Origin of the sequence: Streptomyces sp. PR69, from assembly GCF_026420845.1 — a bacterium.
Taxonomy (GTDB): Bacteria; Actinomycetota; Actinomycetes; order Streptomycetales; family Streptomycetaceae; genus Streptomyces.
On sequence record NZ_JAOWCB010000003.1, the window covers coordinates 245,112 to 261,900 of the forward strand.

Below are 16,789 nucleotides of genomic sequence, written 5' to 3' on the forward strand. Positions count from 1 at the left end.
TATTGAAAACGATTACCATTACACTACCGGTTGTCGAGGGCACGCCGTGAACCGCGTGCCCTCGCCGTGCGCACCCCTGCCCGACGCGCCCGCACACCCAGACCCCCAGACCGGAGGAACATTCCATGCACCACCCCGTCCGCCTCGGCGCCGCCGCCCTGGCCCTCGCCTTCGCGACCGCCGGCTGCGCCGGATCCGGCTCCGACACCGGCTCCCAGGGCGGCTCTTCGCCGGCCAAGCAGGCGGCGGCCGGTCAGACGACGCTCACCAGCTGCGGCCACCAGGTCCTTGTCGAAGCGCCCCCGAAGCGCGCGGTGACCCTGGACCAGTCGTCGACCGAGGTGCTGCTGGCGCTCGGCCTGAAGGACCGCATGGCCGGCACCGCCAACCTCAAGACGAAGATCGCCAAGGAGTACGCGGACGCCTACGCGGACGTGCCCGTGCTCAGCCCCAAGCTCCTCACCGCCGAGCAACTGCGCGCCGCCACCCCCGACTTCGTCGTCAGCGGCTACACGACGCACTTCACCAAGGACGGGGTCGGCACCCGCGAGGAGCTCGACAAGCTCAAGGTGCCCTCCTATGTGAGCGCCGTGAACTGCCCGGACCAGAACCCGGCGGGCAGCAGGCCCTTCGATCTGCTCTTCAAGGACTTCGAGAACCTCGGCAAGGCGTTCGGCGTCGAGGACCGCGCCGCGAAGCTCATCAAGGAACAGCGCGCCACGCTCGACAAGACCGCCGGAATCGCGGACGGCGTCCAGGGCGAACCGAGCGTCGTGTGGGTGTACTCCATCTTCGGCGAGAGCGTGTATGTCGCGGGCGGGACCGCGATGCCCAGCGAGATGAGCCGGGTCGTGGGCGCGAAGAACGCCTTCGACGACCTGTCCGAGGACTGGCCCGCCGTCACCTGGGAGGAGATCGCCAAGCGCAACCCGGACTTCATCGTCCTCGGCGACCTCTCCGAGCGGGGCAAGGCCGGCGACACAGCGGAGGAGAAGCTGGCCGCGCTGCGCGACAACCCGGTGACGTCCAAGCTGGACGCCGTCGTCAAGAAGCGCTTCATCGAGATCCCCGGCACCGAAATGGACGCGTCGGTCCGCACGGTGAGCGCCCTGCCGCGGCTGACGCAGGGCATGAAGGACCTGGGCTATGTCCGCTGACGCGGACACCGTGACCGCGGGCCCGGCGGGCGGCCACGCCGCCGCCGGGGCCGCGCCCGCTGGTGCAAGCGCGAATGCGCCCTCCGGCCGGGCGGAAGCAGAGGCCGCGGGCACCAGCTCACGACCGGACAAGGCCCCGGAACCGGCGGCGAAACCGCCGCGGATGTCGGCCCGCCGGAACGCCAGCCCGACGGAAGCACAGGCCCCGCGCACAGGCTCACCGACGGGCAAGGCCCCGGAACCGGCGGCGAAACCGCCGCACCAGGACGCCCACCGGGGCGCCGGCCCCGCAGACGCACAAGCCCCACGCACAAGCCAACCGCCAGGCACGGCGCGGGAGCCCGCGGCGAAACCGCCGCACCAGGACGCCCACCGGGGCGCCGGCCCGGCGAACGTACGGGCCGCAGGCACAGGCTCGCGGCCGGACGTCGCGCCTGGGCCGGGGGCGAAGCCGCCGCGCCGGGACGCCGGGGCCGCGGCCCGCGACGACGACGTCTCCCCCTCCCGGCAGCCGACGGCAGGTCTGCTGCGTCCTTCTGCCCGCCGGGACGCCCACGGCGGGGACACCCGGACGGCGTCCGCGGCCCCGGCGGCCGCGCCCACCGCGCCGCCGGCCGTGGGGCGTTCGGCACTGTCGACAGCGGCGCTGTACGCCGCCGCGATCGTCGTACTCGTCGCCTCCGCGGCCGTCTCCGTGCGCATCGGCACCACCGATGTCTCCTACGCCGACCTGGCCGCGACCGTCGGCTCCCGGCTCGGTCTGGACGTCACGCCCCTGCCGCCGCTCGTGGACTCCCTCATCTGGGATCTGCGGGTGCCGCGAGTGCTGCTCGCCGCGCTGGTCGGCGCCGCGCTCGCGGTGTGCGGCGCGGTGCTGCAGGCCGTCACCCGCAACGCCCTGGCCGACCCCTATCTCCTCGGCGTCTCCTCCGGGGCCTCCACAGGGGCGGCCGCGGTCGTGGTCCTCGGCGTCGGGGTCGGCTCGCTGACCGTGGCGGGCGGGGCGTTCGCCGGTGCGCTGCTGTCCTTCGGGCTGCTGATGCTGCTGCTGCGGCGCAGCGGGCTCGACTCGGTCAGGGTCGTGCTCACGGGTGTCGTCGTGGCGCAGCTCTTCACCGCGCTGACCTCGATGATCCTGATGGCGTCGGGAGACGCGGACATCATCCGCGCGGTCACCCAGTGGCTGCTCGGCTCCATGGCGTCGGCGCGCTGGGACGCGGTGGCGGTGTGCGCGGTCGTCACGGCCGCGGGCCTCGCGGCGGTGTGGCTGTTCTCGGCCGCCCTCGACGGCTTCGCCTTCGGCGCCGACACCGCCGCCTCGCTCGGCGTCGACGTCCGCCGCACCCGGCTGGCGCTGCTCGTGGTCACGTCGCTGATCGCGGCGGTCGCGGTCGCGGCGGTGGGGGCCATCGGCTTCGTCGGGCTGATCGTGCCGCATCTGGTGCGCTTCCTCATCGGCCCGCTGCACCGGGTCCTGCTGCCGTTCTCGGCGCTGGCGGGAGCGGTGTTCCTGGTGTGGACGGACGCGCTCGCGCGGGTGGCGTTCGCACCGCAGGAGGTGCCGGTCGGAGTGTTCACCGCGCTGCTTGGCGTTCCGCTGTTTCTGCTCGTACTGCGCAGACGAGGTGAGTTGTGAGAATCGCCGCACACCGGCTGAGCTGGTCGGCAGCAGGCCGGGACATCGTTTGCGACGTGGACCTGGACGTGGCTCCGGGCAGCACCGTGGGGCTGATCGGGCCCAACGGCTCGGGCAAGTCCACCTTGCTGCGCTGCCTCGCCGGGCTGCGTACGCCGTCGTCCGGGGAGGTCCGGTACGACGGCGAGCCGGTCGCGGGCTGGAGCACACGGCGGCTGGCCGCGCATGCCGCGTTCGTCGAGCAGGCCGCCGACACCGACAGCGATCTGCGGGTGGCCGATGTCGTCGGCCTCGGGCGCATGCCCTTCCGGGACCGCTGGCGCGGCCATGACGCCTATGACCGGGCCGTCGTGGCGGCGGCGCTGGAACGCATGGGCCTGACGGAGCTGTCGGGCCGGTCGTGGAAGGCGCTGTCCGGCGGGGAGCGCCAGCGCGCCCATATCGCGCGGGCGCTGGCCCAGCAGCCGTACGCGATCCTGCTCGACGAGCCGACCAACCACCTCGATGTGAAGCATCAGCTGGAGTTGCTCCAGCTGCTGGCCGCGACCGACCAGACCGTGCTGGTGGCGCTGCACGACCTGTCGCTGGCGGCCCGCTACTGCGACCGGCTGCTGCTGATGCACGACGGCCGGCCGGCGGCCGAGGGCCCGCCCGAGGAGGTGCTGACGCCGCGGCGCCTCGCGGAGGTCTTCGGCGTCGACGCGGACGTCGCCCGGGACGCCCTGGGCCATCTCACGGTCGTCTACCGCGGCCCGCTCGCCGCGGACGGCCGCCGCGCCGAAGGCGTCAGCGTCTGACGGCCGGCGGCACCTCCCCGTTCACCAGACCTGTTCACCAGACCCTCCCCATTCACCAGACCCCAACCCGGCGCTTGCCGCCACTCGATGACACTTCAGCCAAGGAGCGTACGACCCGCATGAGCGTGGAAAGCCTGTTCAACGATGTGCTCGCAGGCGAGCACGGCCCGCTGCCGTCCGAGCTGACCGCGACGAGCGTCTTCTGGGCCCACCACGGGACCCGGCTCAAGGGCGGCGCGACCACCTATCTCAACCAGTACGTCCTGCTGCGGCTCGGCGGCTCCTTCGGAGCCTGCGCCTTCGAGGCCGGGGAAATCGACCCGGCCGTCTGCCGCGAGGCGTCCGGCAGCCCGCTCGACAGCCTGCTGCGCGAGGGCCCGCTGCCGCTGCGGATCGCCGCCCTGGACGCCTATCTCGCCGAGACCCGCCCGCACCGCGAGGCCGCGGAGGCCGGCGATGCGGAGCCGGTCACCCTGCCGGCAGGGCCGCCTGAGGTCCGGGCACGCGCCCGCGACGCGGCGATCGCCGGGCTGCTGGACATACCCGACGGCGCGAAGGTGGCGCTGATCGGCGTCGTCAATCCGCTGATCGAGGCGATCCGGGAGCGCGGCGGCGTCCCGCTGCCGTGCGACTTCAACCTGCGCGCCACGCAGTGGGGCGATGCGGTGACGGACGACATGGAGGAGGTGCTCGGCGCGGCGGAGGCCGTCGTCGCCACCGGCATGACGATGAGCAACGGCTCCTTCGACACCATCCTGGCGCGCTGCCGCGAGCGCGGGGCGCCGCTGGTCGTCTACGCGCAGACCGGCAGCGCCGTCGCCCGCGCCTTCCTCGGCGACGGTGTCGCCGCCGTCTCCGCAGAACCGTTTCCCTTCTCGCAGTTCAGCGCCGAGCCCACCGCCCTGTACCGCTACCGCGCCGCGCTGCAGAAGGGCGGCTCGTGACCGGGTCCCGGGGACCCGCCGCGGCCGGGGAGCGTACGGCCGCATCCGGTGCGGCCGGGGCCGCTCAGCGGCTCACCGGCGCCGGATACGCCAGCTGCCACCACGGCGAGATCCTGCAGGGGGTCTTCCGTGACGGGCAGGGACAGCGCGTCGCGGGCCTGGTGACGCTGCCGCTGCCGGGCCTCGGCACCCGGGCGCGGTTCACCCGCCGCCCGGGCACGCCGCCCGAGGACCTCTCCGTCACCCCCGCGGACCGCGCCAAGGCGCTGCGCGCGGCAGCCCTCGCCGAAGCGGAGTGCTGCCGGCTGGGGCGGACCGAGCCCTGCGGCGGCCGGCTGCGGCTGGACGGTGACATCCCCGTCGGGCTGGGCATGGGCTCCTCCAGCAGCGATGTGATCGCCGCCGTGCGCGCGGTCGCGGCGGCCCACGGGATGAGCCTGACGCCTCAGGCGATCGCCCGGCTCGCCGTCCGTGCGGAACAGGCGTCCGACCCGCTGATGCTCGACGGCGGCCCGCTGCTGTTCGCCCAGCGCGAAGGGCGGGTGCTGGAGGTGTTCGGCAGCGCCCTGCCGCCCGCCGTCGTGGTCGGCTGCACCCTGGGCGGCGGCCGCCCGGTGGACACCCTGGCGCTGCCCCGGCACACCTGCGGCGAGGCGGATCTGGACGCGTACGAGGAGCTGCGCACGGCCCTGCGCCGCGCGGTCGCCGACCGTGACGCCCGGCTCCTGGGCCGCGTCAGCACCGAGAGCGCACGCCTCGGCCAACGACGGCTGCCGCAGGAGGAGTTCAGAACGCTGGAGGAGATCGCCGCGCGCGTCGGCGCGTGCGGGGTGCAGATCGCCCACAGCGGCAGCGTCGCCGGACTCCTCTTCGACCCGGCGGCGGAACCGGCGGACGGCCTCCGGCGACGCCTGCGCGACTGCGCGACCGCGCTGGCCGGTCACGGCATGCCGGTCTCCCGGATCTTCACGACCTGCGACACCCCCACCCGCTTCACGATCAACGAGGAATCCTTCCATGGACGAGCACATAGCGGAGTCGATCGGCAGGCCGGACCTGGTGCGTCTCGACGACGGACTCATCTGCCTGCGCTTTGAGACCATGAAGGTCGTCTCCGCGCTGGCCGCGGTGCGGCATCTGCTGGACACCGGGGCCGTGCGGCGCGGGGACACGCTGCTGGACAGCTCCAGCGGCATCTACGCGTACGCGCTGGCGCTGGCGTGTCACCGCTACGGCATGCGCTGCCATATCGTCGGCTCCACGACCGTGGACCGCACCCTGCGCACGCAGTTGGGCATCCTCGGGGCCCGGCTGGAGCAGATGGAGCCGAGCAGCGATCTCAAGCTGGACCAGAAGCGCCGGGTGGAGCGCATCCAGGAGATCCTGCGCGAGCACCCCGAGTACCACTGGATGCGCCAGTACCACGACGACATCCACTACCTCGGCTACCGGTCGGTCGCCGACCGCATCCGCCGGGAGACGGGACAGGAGCGGCTGACGGTCGTCGGGGGCGTCGGCTCGGGCGCGTCTACGGGCGCGCTGGCCCGGTATCTGCGCGCCGCGCGGCCGGACGTCCGGCCTGAATCCGGGCCCGAAGTCCGGCCCGGCATCCGGCCGGACGTCCAGCTGGTGGGCGTGCAGCCCTTCGGAAGCGTCACCTTCGGCAGCGAGCATGTCTCCGACCCCGAGATCATCATCGCGGGGATCGGCAGCTCGATCCCCTTCGGAAACGTCCGGCACCGGTCGTACGACGCCGTCCACTGGGTGTCCTTCGAGGCGGCGCTCGCGGGCAGCGTCGATCTGCTGCGCCGCCACGCGGTGTTCGCCGGGCTGTCCACCGGGGCGGGGTATCTCGCCGCCCGCTGGGAGCGGCGGCTGACGCCCGACCGCACGGTGCTCTTCATCGCCGCCGACACCGGCCACCGGTACGCGGACTCGGTCTTCGCCCGCCACGCGGAGGCGGCGCGCCTGGAGGACCTGGCCCCGCACACAGTGATGACGACGCGGTCGCTGGCCCTGCCCTGGTCCCGTATGGACTGGTCCGGGGCCCCGGCGCCGACGGAAGCGGTGACGGCGGCCGCGACGGGCTGAGGCCCGCGGGGCGACGCGCCGCGTCATCGCGCACACGTCACGCTCAAACACCCGCCCCGGCCAAGGGCCTCGGGCCCGAGGCCCCGGCGACCGCGCCCACGGCCGGGGCCGGGGCGGCCGGTTCGGCTGAGCGCGTCTCCGTGTCCTCGGCCTCGTACAGCAGGTCCATCAGCGTCGCGCGGGCCCGCGCCACCCGTGAGCGCACAGTGCCGACGGGGCAGCGGCACACCTGGGCGGCCTCCGCGTACGGCAGCCCGAGAAGCTGGGTGAGCACGAAGGCGTCGCGCCGCTCGGCGGGCAGCAGGGCAAGCAGCTCCAGCAGTGCGACGCCGTCCTCGAAGCCGGGCAGACCGCGCGGCTGAGCGCGTTCGGCGGCGGACTGCCAGTCGTCGGCCCCGGCGAGCCGAGGCCGGGCCGCGGCACGGCGCAGACTGTCGACCACCGTGCGGCGCGCGATCGTCAGCAGCCATGTACGGGCGGAGGAACGGCCTTCGAAGCGGTGCAGACTGCCCAGGGCCCGCACGAACGTGTCCTGGGTCAGATCGTCGGCCGACTGGCGGTCCGCGCTGAGCGCGGCGACATAGCGCCAGACGTCACGGTGCAGCGCCCGGACGAACTGCTCCACGGCCTCACGGTCGCCGCCGCGGGCCTTGAGCGCCCAGCCGGTCACGGCCGCGTCACGCGGGGTCGGCGCACCGGCCGGGGCGTGGCGGGCGGAGACGTCGCCGGAATCTGTCGGGCTGCAGGGCAGGGCGGTGGTCATCGGCTGATGTCCCTCTCGGTGGTCCTCGATATCCCGGCCCGATCCCGGACGGTTCAGGCCGGTCTGTCATTCCGGCCCCGTATGGTCGGCGGGCCGGAGTCCCGAGCGCGTACGGCGGTGGCCGCGCGGGCGTCGGGGTGCCGGCTGTCGGCGCCCGACAGCGGCCAGGAGGTGTTGCGTCCGCCCGGCGACCAGGGCGGTGACGGCCATGGCCCGGGCCCGGTCCGGGGGTTGTCTCCCCCACCCCTCCCCCTCCCCTCGGAGGGGCCAACGCCGTTGCCGCCCGGCGGTCCCGGGCCGGGAGCTCCGGAAAGCCGCCCGGCGGAGACCGAGAAGGCCGGTGGTGCAACGGCATCGCCCTGAGGGCGTGGGGGTGACCCCACTTCCCGCAACTGGAGGCAAGCCCCCAGACCCCTCCGGGGAGAGGGCTTACGGGGCTGCCGCCCCGCACCCCAGCGGGCGGCAGCTTCGCGCCGCCCGCCCCCGGGTACGGCCTGAAGGCCGTGCCCTCAGCTGCCCCGGCTGCCGCCCGGACTCCTCCCCCAGACCCCGTCCGAAGGACCCCCACGGAGGTGCCGCAGGAGACCTCCACGGGGTGCCTCCCAGCGGACGCTGGAGGAGATCGAGGCGCGAGGGCGGGACAACCCGGCCCACCGGCGATGGAGCCGAGCAACTCCACAATCCAGCCCCGGTGATCGAGACGCACGAACGGTACGCCCCAGCCTTTCGGACGACCGAGGCGAGGCCGCGCAGCACAATCCAGCCCCACTGCCTTTGAGGCGCACAGTCATCCCCGCCGACGCTTGAGGCGCGGGGACCGGAAACCCAGCCCCGCCGACGCTTGAGGCGCGAGGGGCTGCACAATCCAGCCTCGTGGGGGTACCCCCAGCGGTAGCTGGGGGAGTTTGAGGCGCGGGGGTCCGGGGGCGGAGCCTCCGCACGGGGTCTGGGGCTTCAGCCCCAGTTACGGGAAGTGGGGGTCCCCCATGCCCCAGGGCGTAGGGAGAGGGGTGGGGGAAAGACCCTCCGGAACGGGCCCCGGGCTGGAGGACCTCGCAGCGGGGTCGCGTAGACGAGCAGCCGCCGCCGCGGCACCCACACGGCATGGCCACGGCGGCACCGCACCCGCACCCCCCGCGACGGCGGCAACGCCACCCACAGCGGCACCCTCAGCGGCGCGGCAACCCACGCGGCCACGGCGCGCAGCACCCGGAAAGCCGCACGCTCCCCATGGGCCAGCCACAGCCCGCAGATCAGCGCGGCCAGCAGATGCGCGGCGACCATGCCGAGCGGCGTCACACCGGCGGCGCCGTGCACCAGGGCTGCCCCGGCGTCAACCGCCTGGCCGGCATGGCCAGCCTGGCCGTGCCCCCCGGACACGGCCATGCCGCCTGCGGGATGGAGCGTGCCCAGCGCGCCGCTGGTGACATGGCCCAGCCAGCCGTCGACGACCGAGGCGCGACCGCCGGGAGCGGCCGCCGTCCCTTCCGCCGCCTGGGCGAGTGAGAAGCCGCTGTGCAGCAGCGTCTGCACCGCCACGGTGGCGGCGGTGACCGCGCCGAGGCCGCGTTCGCGCCGGGCGGGGGCCCAGGCAGCGGCGGCGGTCGCCGCGCATCCGGCGGCCATGGCCCAGCCGGGCACCGGAGTGCCGGACATCACCGCGTGGCCCAGAGACGCGAGCAGCACGCAGACGACCGCGAACACCGCGGCGCGCACCGCGCGCGTCCCTCGCCCCGCCGTCATCCGGCCCCATCCCCATCGCTGTCGCGTCGTCGCCGCACATCGCCGTACGGCTTGCACCGTGGGGTACGCAGCTGGCTCTCGCCGCGCTCAGCGTCCCACCTGTGACTCAGGACACAAAAGAGCGCCACTGTAGCGCTGTGTGCCGCCGCATGCGGGCTCCGGCCATTGACGCGGCCGACAACCGATGCCACTTTGGGTAATGTATCGAGTACAGAGAATTACTGATTCTCGCAATCGAGAGCGGGTGAGCATGGCGGCGGCACGGAAACACATCCCCACGCGGGCAGAGGACCGCCCGTGATGCCGGAGACGCCGCCCGCCGCTGACGACGCCGCGGAACCTCTCGTTTCGCCGGTCGGGTCGCACAACGAGTGGGACCCGCTGGAGGAGATCATCGTCGGACGCCTCGACGGCGCGACGATGCCCACCAGCCATCCGGTCGTGACCTGCAACCTCCCACCGTGGGCGGCGCGGCTGTACAGGCCTGCCTCGGGTTTCGCCTATCCGCGCATGCTGGTCGAGACAGCGCAGCATGAGCTCGAACAGTACGTCGCCCTCCTGCGGTCCCTCGGGGTCACGGTCCGACGCCCGGACGCGGTCGACCACAGACGCCGCTTCAGCACCCCGGACTGGTCGTCGCGGGGCTTCGCCACGTCCTGTCCGCGTGACAGCATGCTCGTCATCGGCGATGAGATCATCGAGACTCCGATGGCATGGCCGTGCCGGTATTTCGAGACGCACCCCTATCGAACGATCCTCAAGGACTACTTCCGGCGCGGCGCACGGTGGACGGCGGCCCCCAAGCCGCAGCTGACCGATGCGCTGTACGAGGCGGATTTCCGCGCCCCCAGGCCCGGCGAGCCCATGCGCTATATCCTCACCGAGTTCGAGCCGGTGTTCGACGCGGCGGATTTCGTGCGCGCGGGACGCGACCTGTTCGTCACACGGAGCAATGTCACCAACCGTATGGGCATCGACTGGCTGCGCCGCCATCTCGGCTCCGGCTATCGCATCCACGAGATCGAGAGCCGCTGTCGTACGCCCATGCACATCGATACGACACTCGCCCTGCTCGCTCCCGGCAAGGTGATGATCAACCCTGAGTACATCGACGTCGACCGCCTGCCCGACGCGCTGCGCTCTTGGGACATCCTGATCCCCCCTGAGCCCAAACCGATCGACGAGCGTCTGCTCAGGATCACTTCGATGTGCGGCAAGTGGCTCAGCCTGAACGTTCTTGTGATCGACGGAAAGCGCGTCATCGCGGAACGGCACCACACAGACCTGCTGCGCGCACTCGAAAGATGGGGCTTCGAGCCGATTCCATGCGACCTGCTGCACTACGCGCCGTTCGGAGGCTCATTCCACTGCGCGACCCTCGATGTCCGGCGTCGCGGCACGCTTGAGTCGTATGTCCGCTGACGCACTCCGCCGGCGTCAGCGTGCCGGCCGTCACCGGCCATAAGCTGCAAAACGCCCCCTGATCTGTGGATTTCCCAGATCAGAGGGCGTTTTCCGTGTCGGGACGACAGGATTTGAACCTGCGACCCCTTGACCCCCAGTCAAGTGCGCTACCAAGCTGCGCCACGTCCCGATGCCCGTCTGGCCTGGGGCTTCCCCCGGCCGAACGCGCACGAGAACAATACCGCACATCGGCGACTGGTCACGAACCGCTTTGCCGGCGTCCGGGTCGGCCGCGGGCGTCAGCCGTCGCCGTCTTCCCTGCGGTGGATCTGCTCCACCAGCTCGGCGGCGAGTGCTTTGATCGTCTCAAGGCCTGCCCGCCCCCACGGTCTCGGCTCGGTGTCGACCACGCAGACCGTGCCCAGGACGATGTCCGTACGGTCGATCAGCGGAGCTCCCAGATAGGAGCGGATGCCGATCTCGTCGACGACCGGGTTCCCGGCGAACCGCGGATAGTCGCGGACGTCCTCCAGCACCAGCGCCTTGCGCCGTACCACCACATGCGGGCAGTAGCCATGGTCCCGGGCCATATAGCGGCCGATGTCGGGGGTGCCCGGGGCCGTCGTGACCCCAGCCGTGAGAGCCGTGAGCTCGCCGCCGCTGCGGGCGTCGTGCGGGGTGTGCCCCGGGGTGTGCAGCCCGGCGAAGAACTGCCGGTGCTCGTCGATGAAGTTGACCATGGAGTAGGGTGCGCCGGTCACCTGGGCCAGCTTATGGGCGAACGCGTCAAAGGCCGGATCGGGGCGGTCGCCCAGGCCCAGCTGACGCAGTCGGCGGACTCTCGCCGGGGCCTCGCGGTCGACGGGGGTGAGCAGCAGATGACCGATCGGGTCGTACGTCATGACGGTGCTCCGTAGCTCGACGCCGGGGCGGACGGCGCGGTGGTGGTGAGCAGATGCTGGACGAGGGTGACCAGGGTCTTGATCCCTGAGCTGGCGATCCGCGCATCGCACCGCACGACCGGCACATCCGGCTTGAGGTCAATGGCGGCCCGCACCTCCGCGGGGTCATAGCGGTAGGCGCCGTCGAACTCATTGACGGCGACGACGAATCCGATGCCGCGGCGTTCGAAGAAGTCCACGGCCGAGAAGCAGTCCTCAAGCCGCCGGGTGTCGGCGAGGACGACGGCGCCGAGGGCGCCCTCTGAGAGTTCGTCCCACATGAACCAGAACCGCTCCTGGCCGGGTGTGCCGAAGAGATAGAGCACATGCCGCTGATCGAGGGTGATCCTGCCGAAGTCCATGGCGACGGTGGTGGTGGCCTTGGACTCGATGCCGTCGAGACTGTCGGTGGAGACGCTGACCTGCGTCAGCAGCTCCTCCGTGCTCAGCGGGTCGATCTCGCTGACCGCGCCCACGAAAGTGGTCTTGCCCACCCCGAAGCCGCCCGCCACCAGGACTTTCAGCGCGGTGGGAAAGAGCTCGTCCGGTCCGCATGCCCGTGCGGGCGTCAGTTCAGAGCCGTCGTCGTAGGCCATCGAGCACTGCCTCCAGCAGGGAACGGTCGGTCGGTGTGTCGGGGCGGCGGGGCGCTCGCGCGGTGATCGCTCCGCAGTCCATAAGATCGGAGAGCACCACTTTGGCGACGACGGCGGGCAGCCGGAGACAGGCTGCGATCTCAGCGACGGAGGTCGGTCCGCCGCACAGCGCGAGAGCCGTGAGATGCTCCGGGCCAAGCTGTGCGCGGGGCGGCACGGACCCGGTCGCCATCACCAGTGAGAGCAGTTCCAGCGTGGCCGTCGGCCGGGTGCGGCCGCCGCTCACCGTGTACGGACGGATGAGCCGGCCGGCCACATCGTCGAGCAGCGGCCCTTCGGGGGGCGCCGGCATATCACTGTCCCAATGCGCCCGGCGCTCCCGCGGACTGTCTGGCGGGTGTGACGAGGTACGGGCGGACGCTCTTGACCAGCATCGCCATCTCGTATCCGAGGACCGCCGCGTCGGCCTCCCGTCCCGCGAGCACGGCGAGGCAGGTTCCGGACCCTGCGGCGGACACGAACAGCAGTGTGGAGTCCAGTTCCACGACGACCTGGCGCACTTCGCCGCCGTCGCCGAAGCGGGCTCCGGCGCTGCGGCCGAGCGAATAGAGGCCGGAGGCGAGTGCGGCCATATGGTCGGCGCTGTCGTTGTCGAGTCCGTGTACGGATTTCACCAGCCCGTCGGCGGAGAGCAGTACCGCGTTCTTGGTGTACGGGACACGCTGGACCAGGCCGCTGAGCAGCCAGTCGAGGTCCGAGGCAGGTCCGGTCGGCCCATCGCTCGCCATGGTGCATCTACTCCTTGGAAAGGTTGTCGTGACGCTGCCGGTGCGGCCGGGGGACTGCCTGGTCGGCGCCGAACTGGGACTCGGCCAGGCCGACGCCCCGCTGGAAGGCCGCCATCAGGCCGGGGTCGTGCAGGATGTGCTCGCCGTCCCTGCGGGGCGACGGCGCGTCTCTGAGCTGCGGGACGAGATGTTCCTGGCTCCGGCGCCTGGGCAGCTTCGGGCGCTCCCCGTGCGCCCAGCCGTCGCCGCGGGCGCCCGGCGGGACGTCGGCGGAGGGGTGGCCGGTCTCGGTCGCGGGGTGCTGCGACGGGGCGGCGTGAGTGACGCCGGGGAACGCGGCCGCCGGGTTGGGGCGGTCGTCGTGCTCCCCTCGGACGGGCAGCGGGCGGTTGCCGCGGTGGGGCGTGGGAATCTGCGCCGAGGCCGTGTACGGGGCGTGTGCGGGGTGCGAGGCGTAGCCCGCGGGGCCGTGCGGAGGACCGGCGGGGTGTCCGCCCCGGCGTACGCCGTGCGGCGGGGTTGCCGTCTGCGGCCCGGCCTGAACGGCGCTGCTCTGCACGGCCTCCACGGCCTCCAGGGTCTGTGTGGTCTGCGTCGTCAGCGCGGCGTCGGGGTCGTCCTGCTCCGCGCCGAGAAGTCCCTGCGGAAGGACCAGTACGGCCTGGACGCCTCCGTAGATATTGGACTGCAGCCGTACGGCGATGCCGTGCCGGCGGGCCAGCGCGGAGACGACGAAGAGGCCGATCCGCCCGTCCTGGAGCAGCTGGGCGACGCTGACCTGGTCGGGGTCGGCGAGCAGCGCGTTCATCCTGGCCTGCTCCTCGGGCGGCATGCCGAGGCCCCGGTCCTCGACCTCCACGGCGAGCCCGGCGGTGACATGCTGGGCGCGCAGCATCACCTGGGTGTGCGGGGCGGAGAACAGCGTGGCGTTCTCGACCAGTTCGGCCAGCAGATGGATGACATCGGCCACCGCGTGGCCGCGCAGCGTGCCGTCGATGGGCGGCGCCAGCTTCACCCGCGGATACTGCTCGACTTCGGCGATCGAGGAGCGGAGCACCTCGGTCATGGGCACGGGGTTGGACCACTGGCGGCGGGAGATCGCGCCGCCCAGCACGGCGAGGTTCTCGGCGTGCCGGCGGATGCGGGTGGCGAGCAGATCGACATGGAACAGGCCTTTGAGCAGCTCGGGGTCCTCGACATCGTTCTCCAGCTCGTCGAGGAGCTGGATCTCGCGGTGCACCAGGGACTGGAGCCGCCGGGCGAGATTGACGAAGACTTCGACCTTCTGCTCGTTGCCGACGCTGGTGGAGAGCCGCGACGCCTGCACCACCGCGGTGGCGGCGGATTCCTGGGCGCGCCCCAGCTCCTGGGTGAGCAGGTCGAATTCGTCCCCGCCCAGCGGAGTGGACGGCGCGTCGTCGCGGGCGGGCGGGCCCTCGCCCCTTCTGAGCCGGTCGACGAGGACCCTCAGATCCGCCTGGCCGCGGGCGGCGGTGCGGCGCAGCGCGGCGCAGCGGTCGAGCACGGACTTGGCGGTGCGGTCCGCGCCGAGCGCGGCGGCCGCGATGGACGCCATGGCCAGCGCGGCGGCCGCGGTGAGCACCGCCCACAGTCCGGGCGACGGCTGGGGAGCGGCGGCGCGGACGGTGGCGACGACGGCCCCGGCGCCGCTGAGCGAGGCGGCCAGGGTTGGCAGGACCGCGGCGCGCAGCAGTCGCGGACGTATGCGGGATCCGGGCGGAGAGGGCGCGGGATGCTGCCTCCCCGCGGACGACAGGGAGCGGGCGCCTGGCCGGCCGTGCCGCCCGCCTTCACGGCGGTCGGACCGCGCGGCGGGTGCGCGAAGTTGAGACATCAGCGTCCTTGGTACGTGGGTCCCAGGAAACGGCGTACTGCGCAGGTGTGATGCAATGGGTCTCTTCCGGCTCACCGAAGCGGATCCGGTGCGCCGGACCGCTCGGCCGAGCCGCCAGGGCACACCGCGCCGCCCCATCGACGGGGCGGCGGATGCCGGACAGGCCCATCGTTGATCACCGGCAACACACGGTAGTCGCCAATGAGGCACGTGCGATGGGCAGTTGACAAAGTTCCCCGTGAAGTGTCCTGCCCTGGCATGAGGGTTCGCACGACAGCCCGATTGTTTTCGGGCTGTCGTTGTCGCTGACGTCATGGGCCGCCGGGCCGCCGGCCGTCCCTCGCAGGTCAGGCGCGTCGGAGGTCAGGCGGTGGGGGCCACTTCGGAGGCATCCGCGCCGGCAGCCGCGGCCCAGCCCCGGGCAGGCGCGGTGGCGACGGCCCGCCACCACAGGCCGGAGGGAACAGCCGGGGAGGCCGGCTCGAAGGGCTCCCCCGGCCGGGGCAGGGCGATGCGGGCGCCGGCTTCGGCCGCGGCGTCGACGGTCCCCTCCCCGGGCTCGGCCCAGGGGTGCGGGGCGAGATTGAAGGTGCCCCAGTGGATGGGGAGCATCACCCCGGACGGGTGGCCGCCCTGGAGGTCGAGATGGGCGCGCATGCCTTCGGCGGGGGTCATATGGATGTCCGGCCAGTAGTCGGAGTAGGCGCCGATCTGGATCATGGTGGCGTCGAAGGGGCCGTGCTCGGCGCCGATGCCGGCGAATCCGGGGAAATAGCCCGTGTCGCCGCTGTGGTAGATCCGGTGCTCGGGTCCGGCCACCGCCCAGGACGCCCAGAGGGTGTGCTGCTGATTGCGCAGCCCTCGGCCGCAGAAGTGGCGCGCGGGGGTGGCGGTGAGGGTGAGGCCGGCGATCCGCGTCGACTCCTGCCAGTCCAGCTCGCGCAGCCGGTCGGCGGCGACGCCCCAGCGCTCCAGGTGCGCGCCCACGCCGAGCGGGACCGCGAAGACCGTGTCGGTGGAGGCCAGGGAGCGGATGGTGGGCAGATCCAGGTGGTCGTAGTGGTCATGGGAGATCACGACGGCGTCCACCGGGCCGAGCGCCGCGAGCGGCACGGGCACGGGGTGCAGCCGCTTGGGGCCGGCGAAGGAGAAGGGGGAGCACCGCTCGCCCCAGACGGGGTCGAAGAGCACCCGGCGGCCGTCGATCTCCGCAAGCACGCTGGAGTGACCCATCCAGGTGAGCCGGAGCCCGGACGCCGGGGGCTTGGCCAGCTCGGCGAGGGTGGTGGGATGGACGGGCACCGGGCCGACCGGCGAGCGGAGCGCCCGTGCCTCCTTCTGGAAGTAGATCTTGGCGAACTCGACCATCGAGCCGTTGGAGGGTCTGGTCACCGCCCCTTGCGGATTCTGGAACGAGCCGTCGGAGAAATTCGGCGAGCGCCGGATGCGCTCCCAGCGCGCGCCGGACGGATCGGCCCCGAAGGCAGCCGGGCGCAGCGCGCGCAACCGGGCGCGCAGCGGATGCATCGAGGTGGGGCCGGTCACGGCAACCTCCTGGTGGCGTGGGTCTTTCCCATTATGGGCGGCGGGTCCGACAGGGCTCAGCGGGCGGGCTGCCCGTAGGCCCGTTCGATGTGCAGCCGCAGGACGAGCCGCTTGTCCCGGACCATGGCGCGGCGGTAGTCGTCCCAGTCCGGATGCTCTCCCTGGACGTCCCGATAGAGGGCGATCAGCTCTTCGACGGTGTCGTCGTACGGGTCCGCGGCGACCGGCGTCAGCTCGGCGGTTCCCTCGGCGACCGTCCAGGCCCAGCGGTCGGCGCTGGTGACGTGGTAGCCGGCGCGGGGGTCGCGGCGCAGATTCCTGGTCTTGGCCCGGTCGTCGGTGATGGAGACGCGGATGATCCGCTCGTCCGGGTAGTACGCGTGGTTCACATTGGACAGCTGGGGTCTGCCGTCCCGCTTCAGGGTGACCAGTACGCCGCCGTCGTATTCGGCGAGCAGTGACAGGAGCGCGTCCTGCTGGGCCTCGTTGTCCGTCATGCCGGGACCAACGCATGCCGGGGCGCCGGTGT

General features: G+C 72.5%; 16 protein-coding genes and 1 tRNA gene. 7 read left to right on the forward strand and 10 right to left on the reverse strand.

The genetic code is table 11. The annotated features are described in order from the left end of the window. The first annotated feature begins 125 nt into the window (after positions 1-125). The 6 genes from OF819_RS04380 to OF819_RS04405 all read left to right on the forward strand — a co-directional run bounded on the left by OF819_RS04380 (position 126) and on the right by OF819_RS04405 (position 6,625). Positions 126-1,157 (forward strand): ABC transporter substrate-binding protein, encoded by a 1,032-nt coding sequence (locus tag OF819_RS04380; RefSeq protein WP_267241982.1) that lies wholly within the window; start codon positions 126-128, stop codon positions 1,155-1,157. After that, on the forward strand, positions 1,147-2,793 hold the full coding sequence (locus OF819_RS04385; protein ID WP_267241983.1) for a FecCD family ABC transporter permease: 1,647 nt from the start codon (positions 1,147-1,149) through the stop codon (positions 2,791-2,793). The genes OF819_RS04380 and OF819_RS04385 overlap by 11 nt, the downstream gene beginning before the upstream one ends. After that, complete coding sequence (locus OF819_RS04390) at positions 2,790-3,590, forward strand: ABC transporter ATP-binding protein (protein ID WP_267241984.1); 801 nt, start codon at positions 2,790-2,792, stop codon at positions 3,588-3,590. The genes OF819_RS04385 and OF819_RS04390 overlap by 4 nt, the downstream gene beginning before the upstream one ends. Positions 3,591-3,709: 119 nt before the next feature. After that, a complete protein-coding gene (locus tag OF819_RS04395) occupies positions 3,710-4,534 on the forward strand; it encodes a Rossmann-like domain-containing protein (protein ID WP_267241985.1) in 825 nt (274 codons plus the stop codon). Further along, the gene (locus OF819_RS04400; protein WP_267241986.1) at positions 4,531-5,631 is read left to right on the forward strand and encodes a GHMP kinase; all 1,101 of its coding nucleotides are present in this window, start codon (positions 4,531-4,533) and stop codon (positions 5,629-5,631) included. Before OF819_RS04395 ends, OF819_RS04400 begins: the two co-directional genes overlap by 4 nt. Further along, complete coding sequence (locus tag OF819_RS04405) at positions 5,552-6,625, forward strand: pyridoxal-phosphate dependent enzyme (protein ID WP_267241987.1); 1,074 nt, start codon at positions 5,552-5,554, stop codon at positions 6,623-6,625. Before OF819_RS04400 ends, OF819_RS04405 begins: the two co-directional genes overlap by 80 nt. A 43-nt stretch (positions 6,626-6,668) precedes the next feature. On the opposite strand, the gene OF819_RS04410 is transcribed toward OF819_RS04405, so the two are convergent. Together OF819_RS04410 and OF819_RS04415 are read right to left on the reverse strand one after the other, a co-directional pair. Further along, a complete protein-coding gene (locus OF819_RS04410; protein ID WP_267241988.1) occupies positions 6,669-7,388 on the reverse strand; it encodes a sigma-70 family RNA polymerase sigma factor in 720 nt (239 codons plus the stop codon). 954 nt (positions 7,389-8,342) lie between these two features. After that, a complete protein-coding gene (locus OF819_RS04415) occupies positions 8,343-9,131 on the reverse strand; it encodes a hypothetical protein (RefSeq protein WP_267241989.1) in 789 nt (262 codons plus the stop codon). 300 nt (positions 9,132-9,431) lie between these two features. Between OF819_RS04415 and OF819_RS04420 the strand changes: the two genes are divergently transcribed. Further along, positions 9,432-10,553 carry an amidinotransferase gene (locus OF819_RS04420; protein ID WP_267241990.1) on the forward strand — a complete coding sequence of 374 codons (1,122 nt, stop codon included), beginning with the start codon at positions 9,432-9,434 and terminating at the stop codon, positions 10,551-10,553. 98 nt (positions 10,554-10,651) lie between these two features. On the opposite strand, the gene OF819_RS04425 is transcribed toward OF819_RS04420, so the two are convergent. The 8 genes from OF819_RS04425 to OF819_RS04460 form a co-directional block, all read right to left on the reverse strand. Next, positions 10,652-10,725: transfer RNA gene (locus OF819_RS04425), tRNA-Pro, on the reverse strand. A 109-nt stretch (positions 10,726-10,834) separates the two neighbouring features. After that, on the reverse strand, positions 10,835-11,437 hold the full coding sequence (locus OF819_RS04430; protein WP_267241991.1) for a GAF domain-containing protein: 603 nt from the start codon (positions 11,435-11,437) through the stop codon (positions 10,835-10,837). Further along, positions 11,434-12,072, reverse strand: coding sequence for a GTP-binding protein (locus OF819_RS04435; protein WP_267241992.1), 639 nt, complete (start codon positions 12,070-12,072; stop codon positions 11,434-11,436). Before OF819_RS04435 ends, OF819_RS04430 begins: the two co-directional genes overlap by 4 nt. Further along, on the reverse strand, positions 12,050-12,424 hold the full coding sequence (locus tag OF819_RS04440) for a DUF742 domain-containing protein (RefSeq protein ID WP_267241993.1): 375 nt from the start codon (positions 12,422-12,424) through the stop codon (positions 12,050-12,052). The genes OF819_RS04435 and OF819_RS04440 overlap by 23 nt, the downstream gene beginning before the upstream one ends. A 1-nt stretch (position 12,425) precedes the next feature. Next, a complete protein-coding gene (locus OF819_RS04445) occupies positions 12,426-12,860 on the reverse strand; it encodes a roadblock/LC7 domain-containing protein (RefSeq protein ID WP_267241994.1) in 435 nt (144 codons plus the stop codon). Between the two features lie 7 nt (positions 12,861-12,867). Next, positions 12,868-14,715, reverse strand: coding sequence for a sensor histidine kinase (locus OF819_RS04450; RefSeq protein ID WP_267241995.1), 1,848 nt, complete (start codon positions 14,713-14,715; stop codon positions 12,868-12,870). A gap of 363 nt (positions 14,716-15,078) precedes the next feature. Then, positions 15,079-16,242: an MBL fold metallo-hydrolase gene (locus OF819_RS04455; protein ID WP_416370470.1), complete on the reverse strand. Its 1,164-nt coding sequence runs from the start codon at positions 16,240-16,242 to the stop codon at positions 15,079-15,081. Positions 16,243-16,316: 74 nt separating this feature from the next. Then, positions 16,317-16,757: a PPOX class F420-dependent oxidoreductase gene (locus tag OF819_RS04460; protein ID WP_267241997.1), complete on the reverse strand. Its 441-nt coding sequence runs from the start codon at positions 16,755-16,757 to the stop codon at positions 16,317-16,319. Positions 16,758-16,789: the final 32 nt, after the last annotated feature.

Bases quoted from the DNA above. Each gene is read 5' to 3' on its own strand.
- OF819_RS04380 (WP_267241982.1), top strand. From the start codon at position 126: ATGCACCACCCCGTCCGCCTCGGCGCCGCCGCCCTGGCCCTCGCCTTC.
- OF819_RS04385 (WP_267241983.1), top strand. From the start codon at position 1,147: ATGTCCGCTGACGCGGACACCGTGACCGCGGGCCCGGCGGGCGGCCAC.
- OF819_RS04395 (WP_267241985.1), top strand. From the start codon at position 3,710: ATGAGCGTGGAAAGCCTGTTCAACGATGTGCTCGCAGGCGAGCACGGC.
- OF819_RS04405 (WP_267241987.1), top strand. From the start codon at position 5,552: ATGGACGAGCACATAGCGGAGTCGATCGGCAGGCCGGACCTGGTGCGT.
- OF819_RS04410 (WP_267241988.1), bottom strand. From the start codon at position 7,388: ATGACCACCGCCCTGCCCTGCAGCCCGACAGATTCCGGCGACGTCTCC.
- OF819_RS04415 (WP_267241989.1), bottom strand. From the start codon at position 9,131: ATGACGGCGGGGCGAGGGACGCGCGCGGTGCGCGCCGCGGTGTTCGCG.
- OF819_RS04420 (WP_267241990.1), top strand. From the start codon at position 9,432: ATGCCGGAGACGCCGCCCGCCGCTGACGACGCCGCGGAACCTCTCGTT.
- OF819_RS04430 (WP_267241991.1), bottom strand. From the start codon at position 11,437: ATGACGTACGACCCGATCGGTCATCTGCTGCTCACCCCCGTCGACCGC.
- OF819_RS04435 (WP_267241992.1), bottom strand. From the start codon at position 12,072: ATGGCCTACGACGACGGCTCTGAACTGACGCCCGCACGGGCATGCGGA.
- OF819_RS04440 (WP_267241993.1), bottom strand. From the start codon at position 12,424: ATGCCGGCGCCCCCCGAAGGGCCGCTGCTCGACGATGTGGCCGGCCGG.
- OF819_RS04445 (WP_267241994.1), bottom strand. From the start codon at position 12,860: ATGGCGAGCGATGGGCCGACCGGACCTGCCTCGGACCTCGACTGGCTG.
- OF819_RS04450 (WP_267241995.1), bottom strand. From the start codon at position 14,715: ATGTCTCAACTTCGCGCACCCGCCGCGCGGTCCGACCGCCGTGAAGGC.
- OF819_RS04455 (WP_416370470.1), bottom strand. From the start codon at position 16,242: ATGCATCCGCTGCGCGCCCGGTTGCGCGCGCTGCGCCCGGCTGCCTTC.
- OF819_RS04460 (WP_267241997.1), bottom strand. From the start codon at position 16,757: ATGACGGACAACGAGGCCCAGCAGGACGCGCTCCTGTCACTGCTCGCC.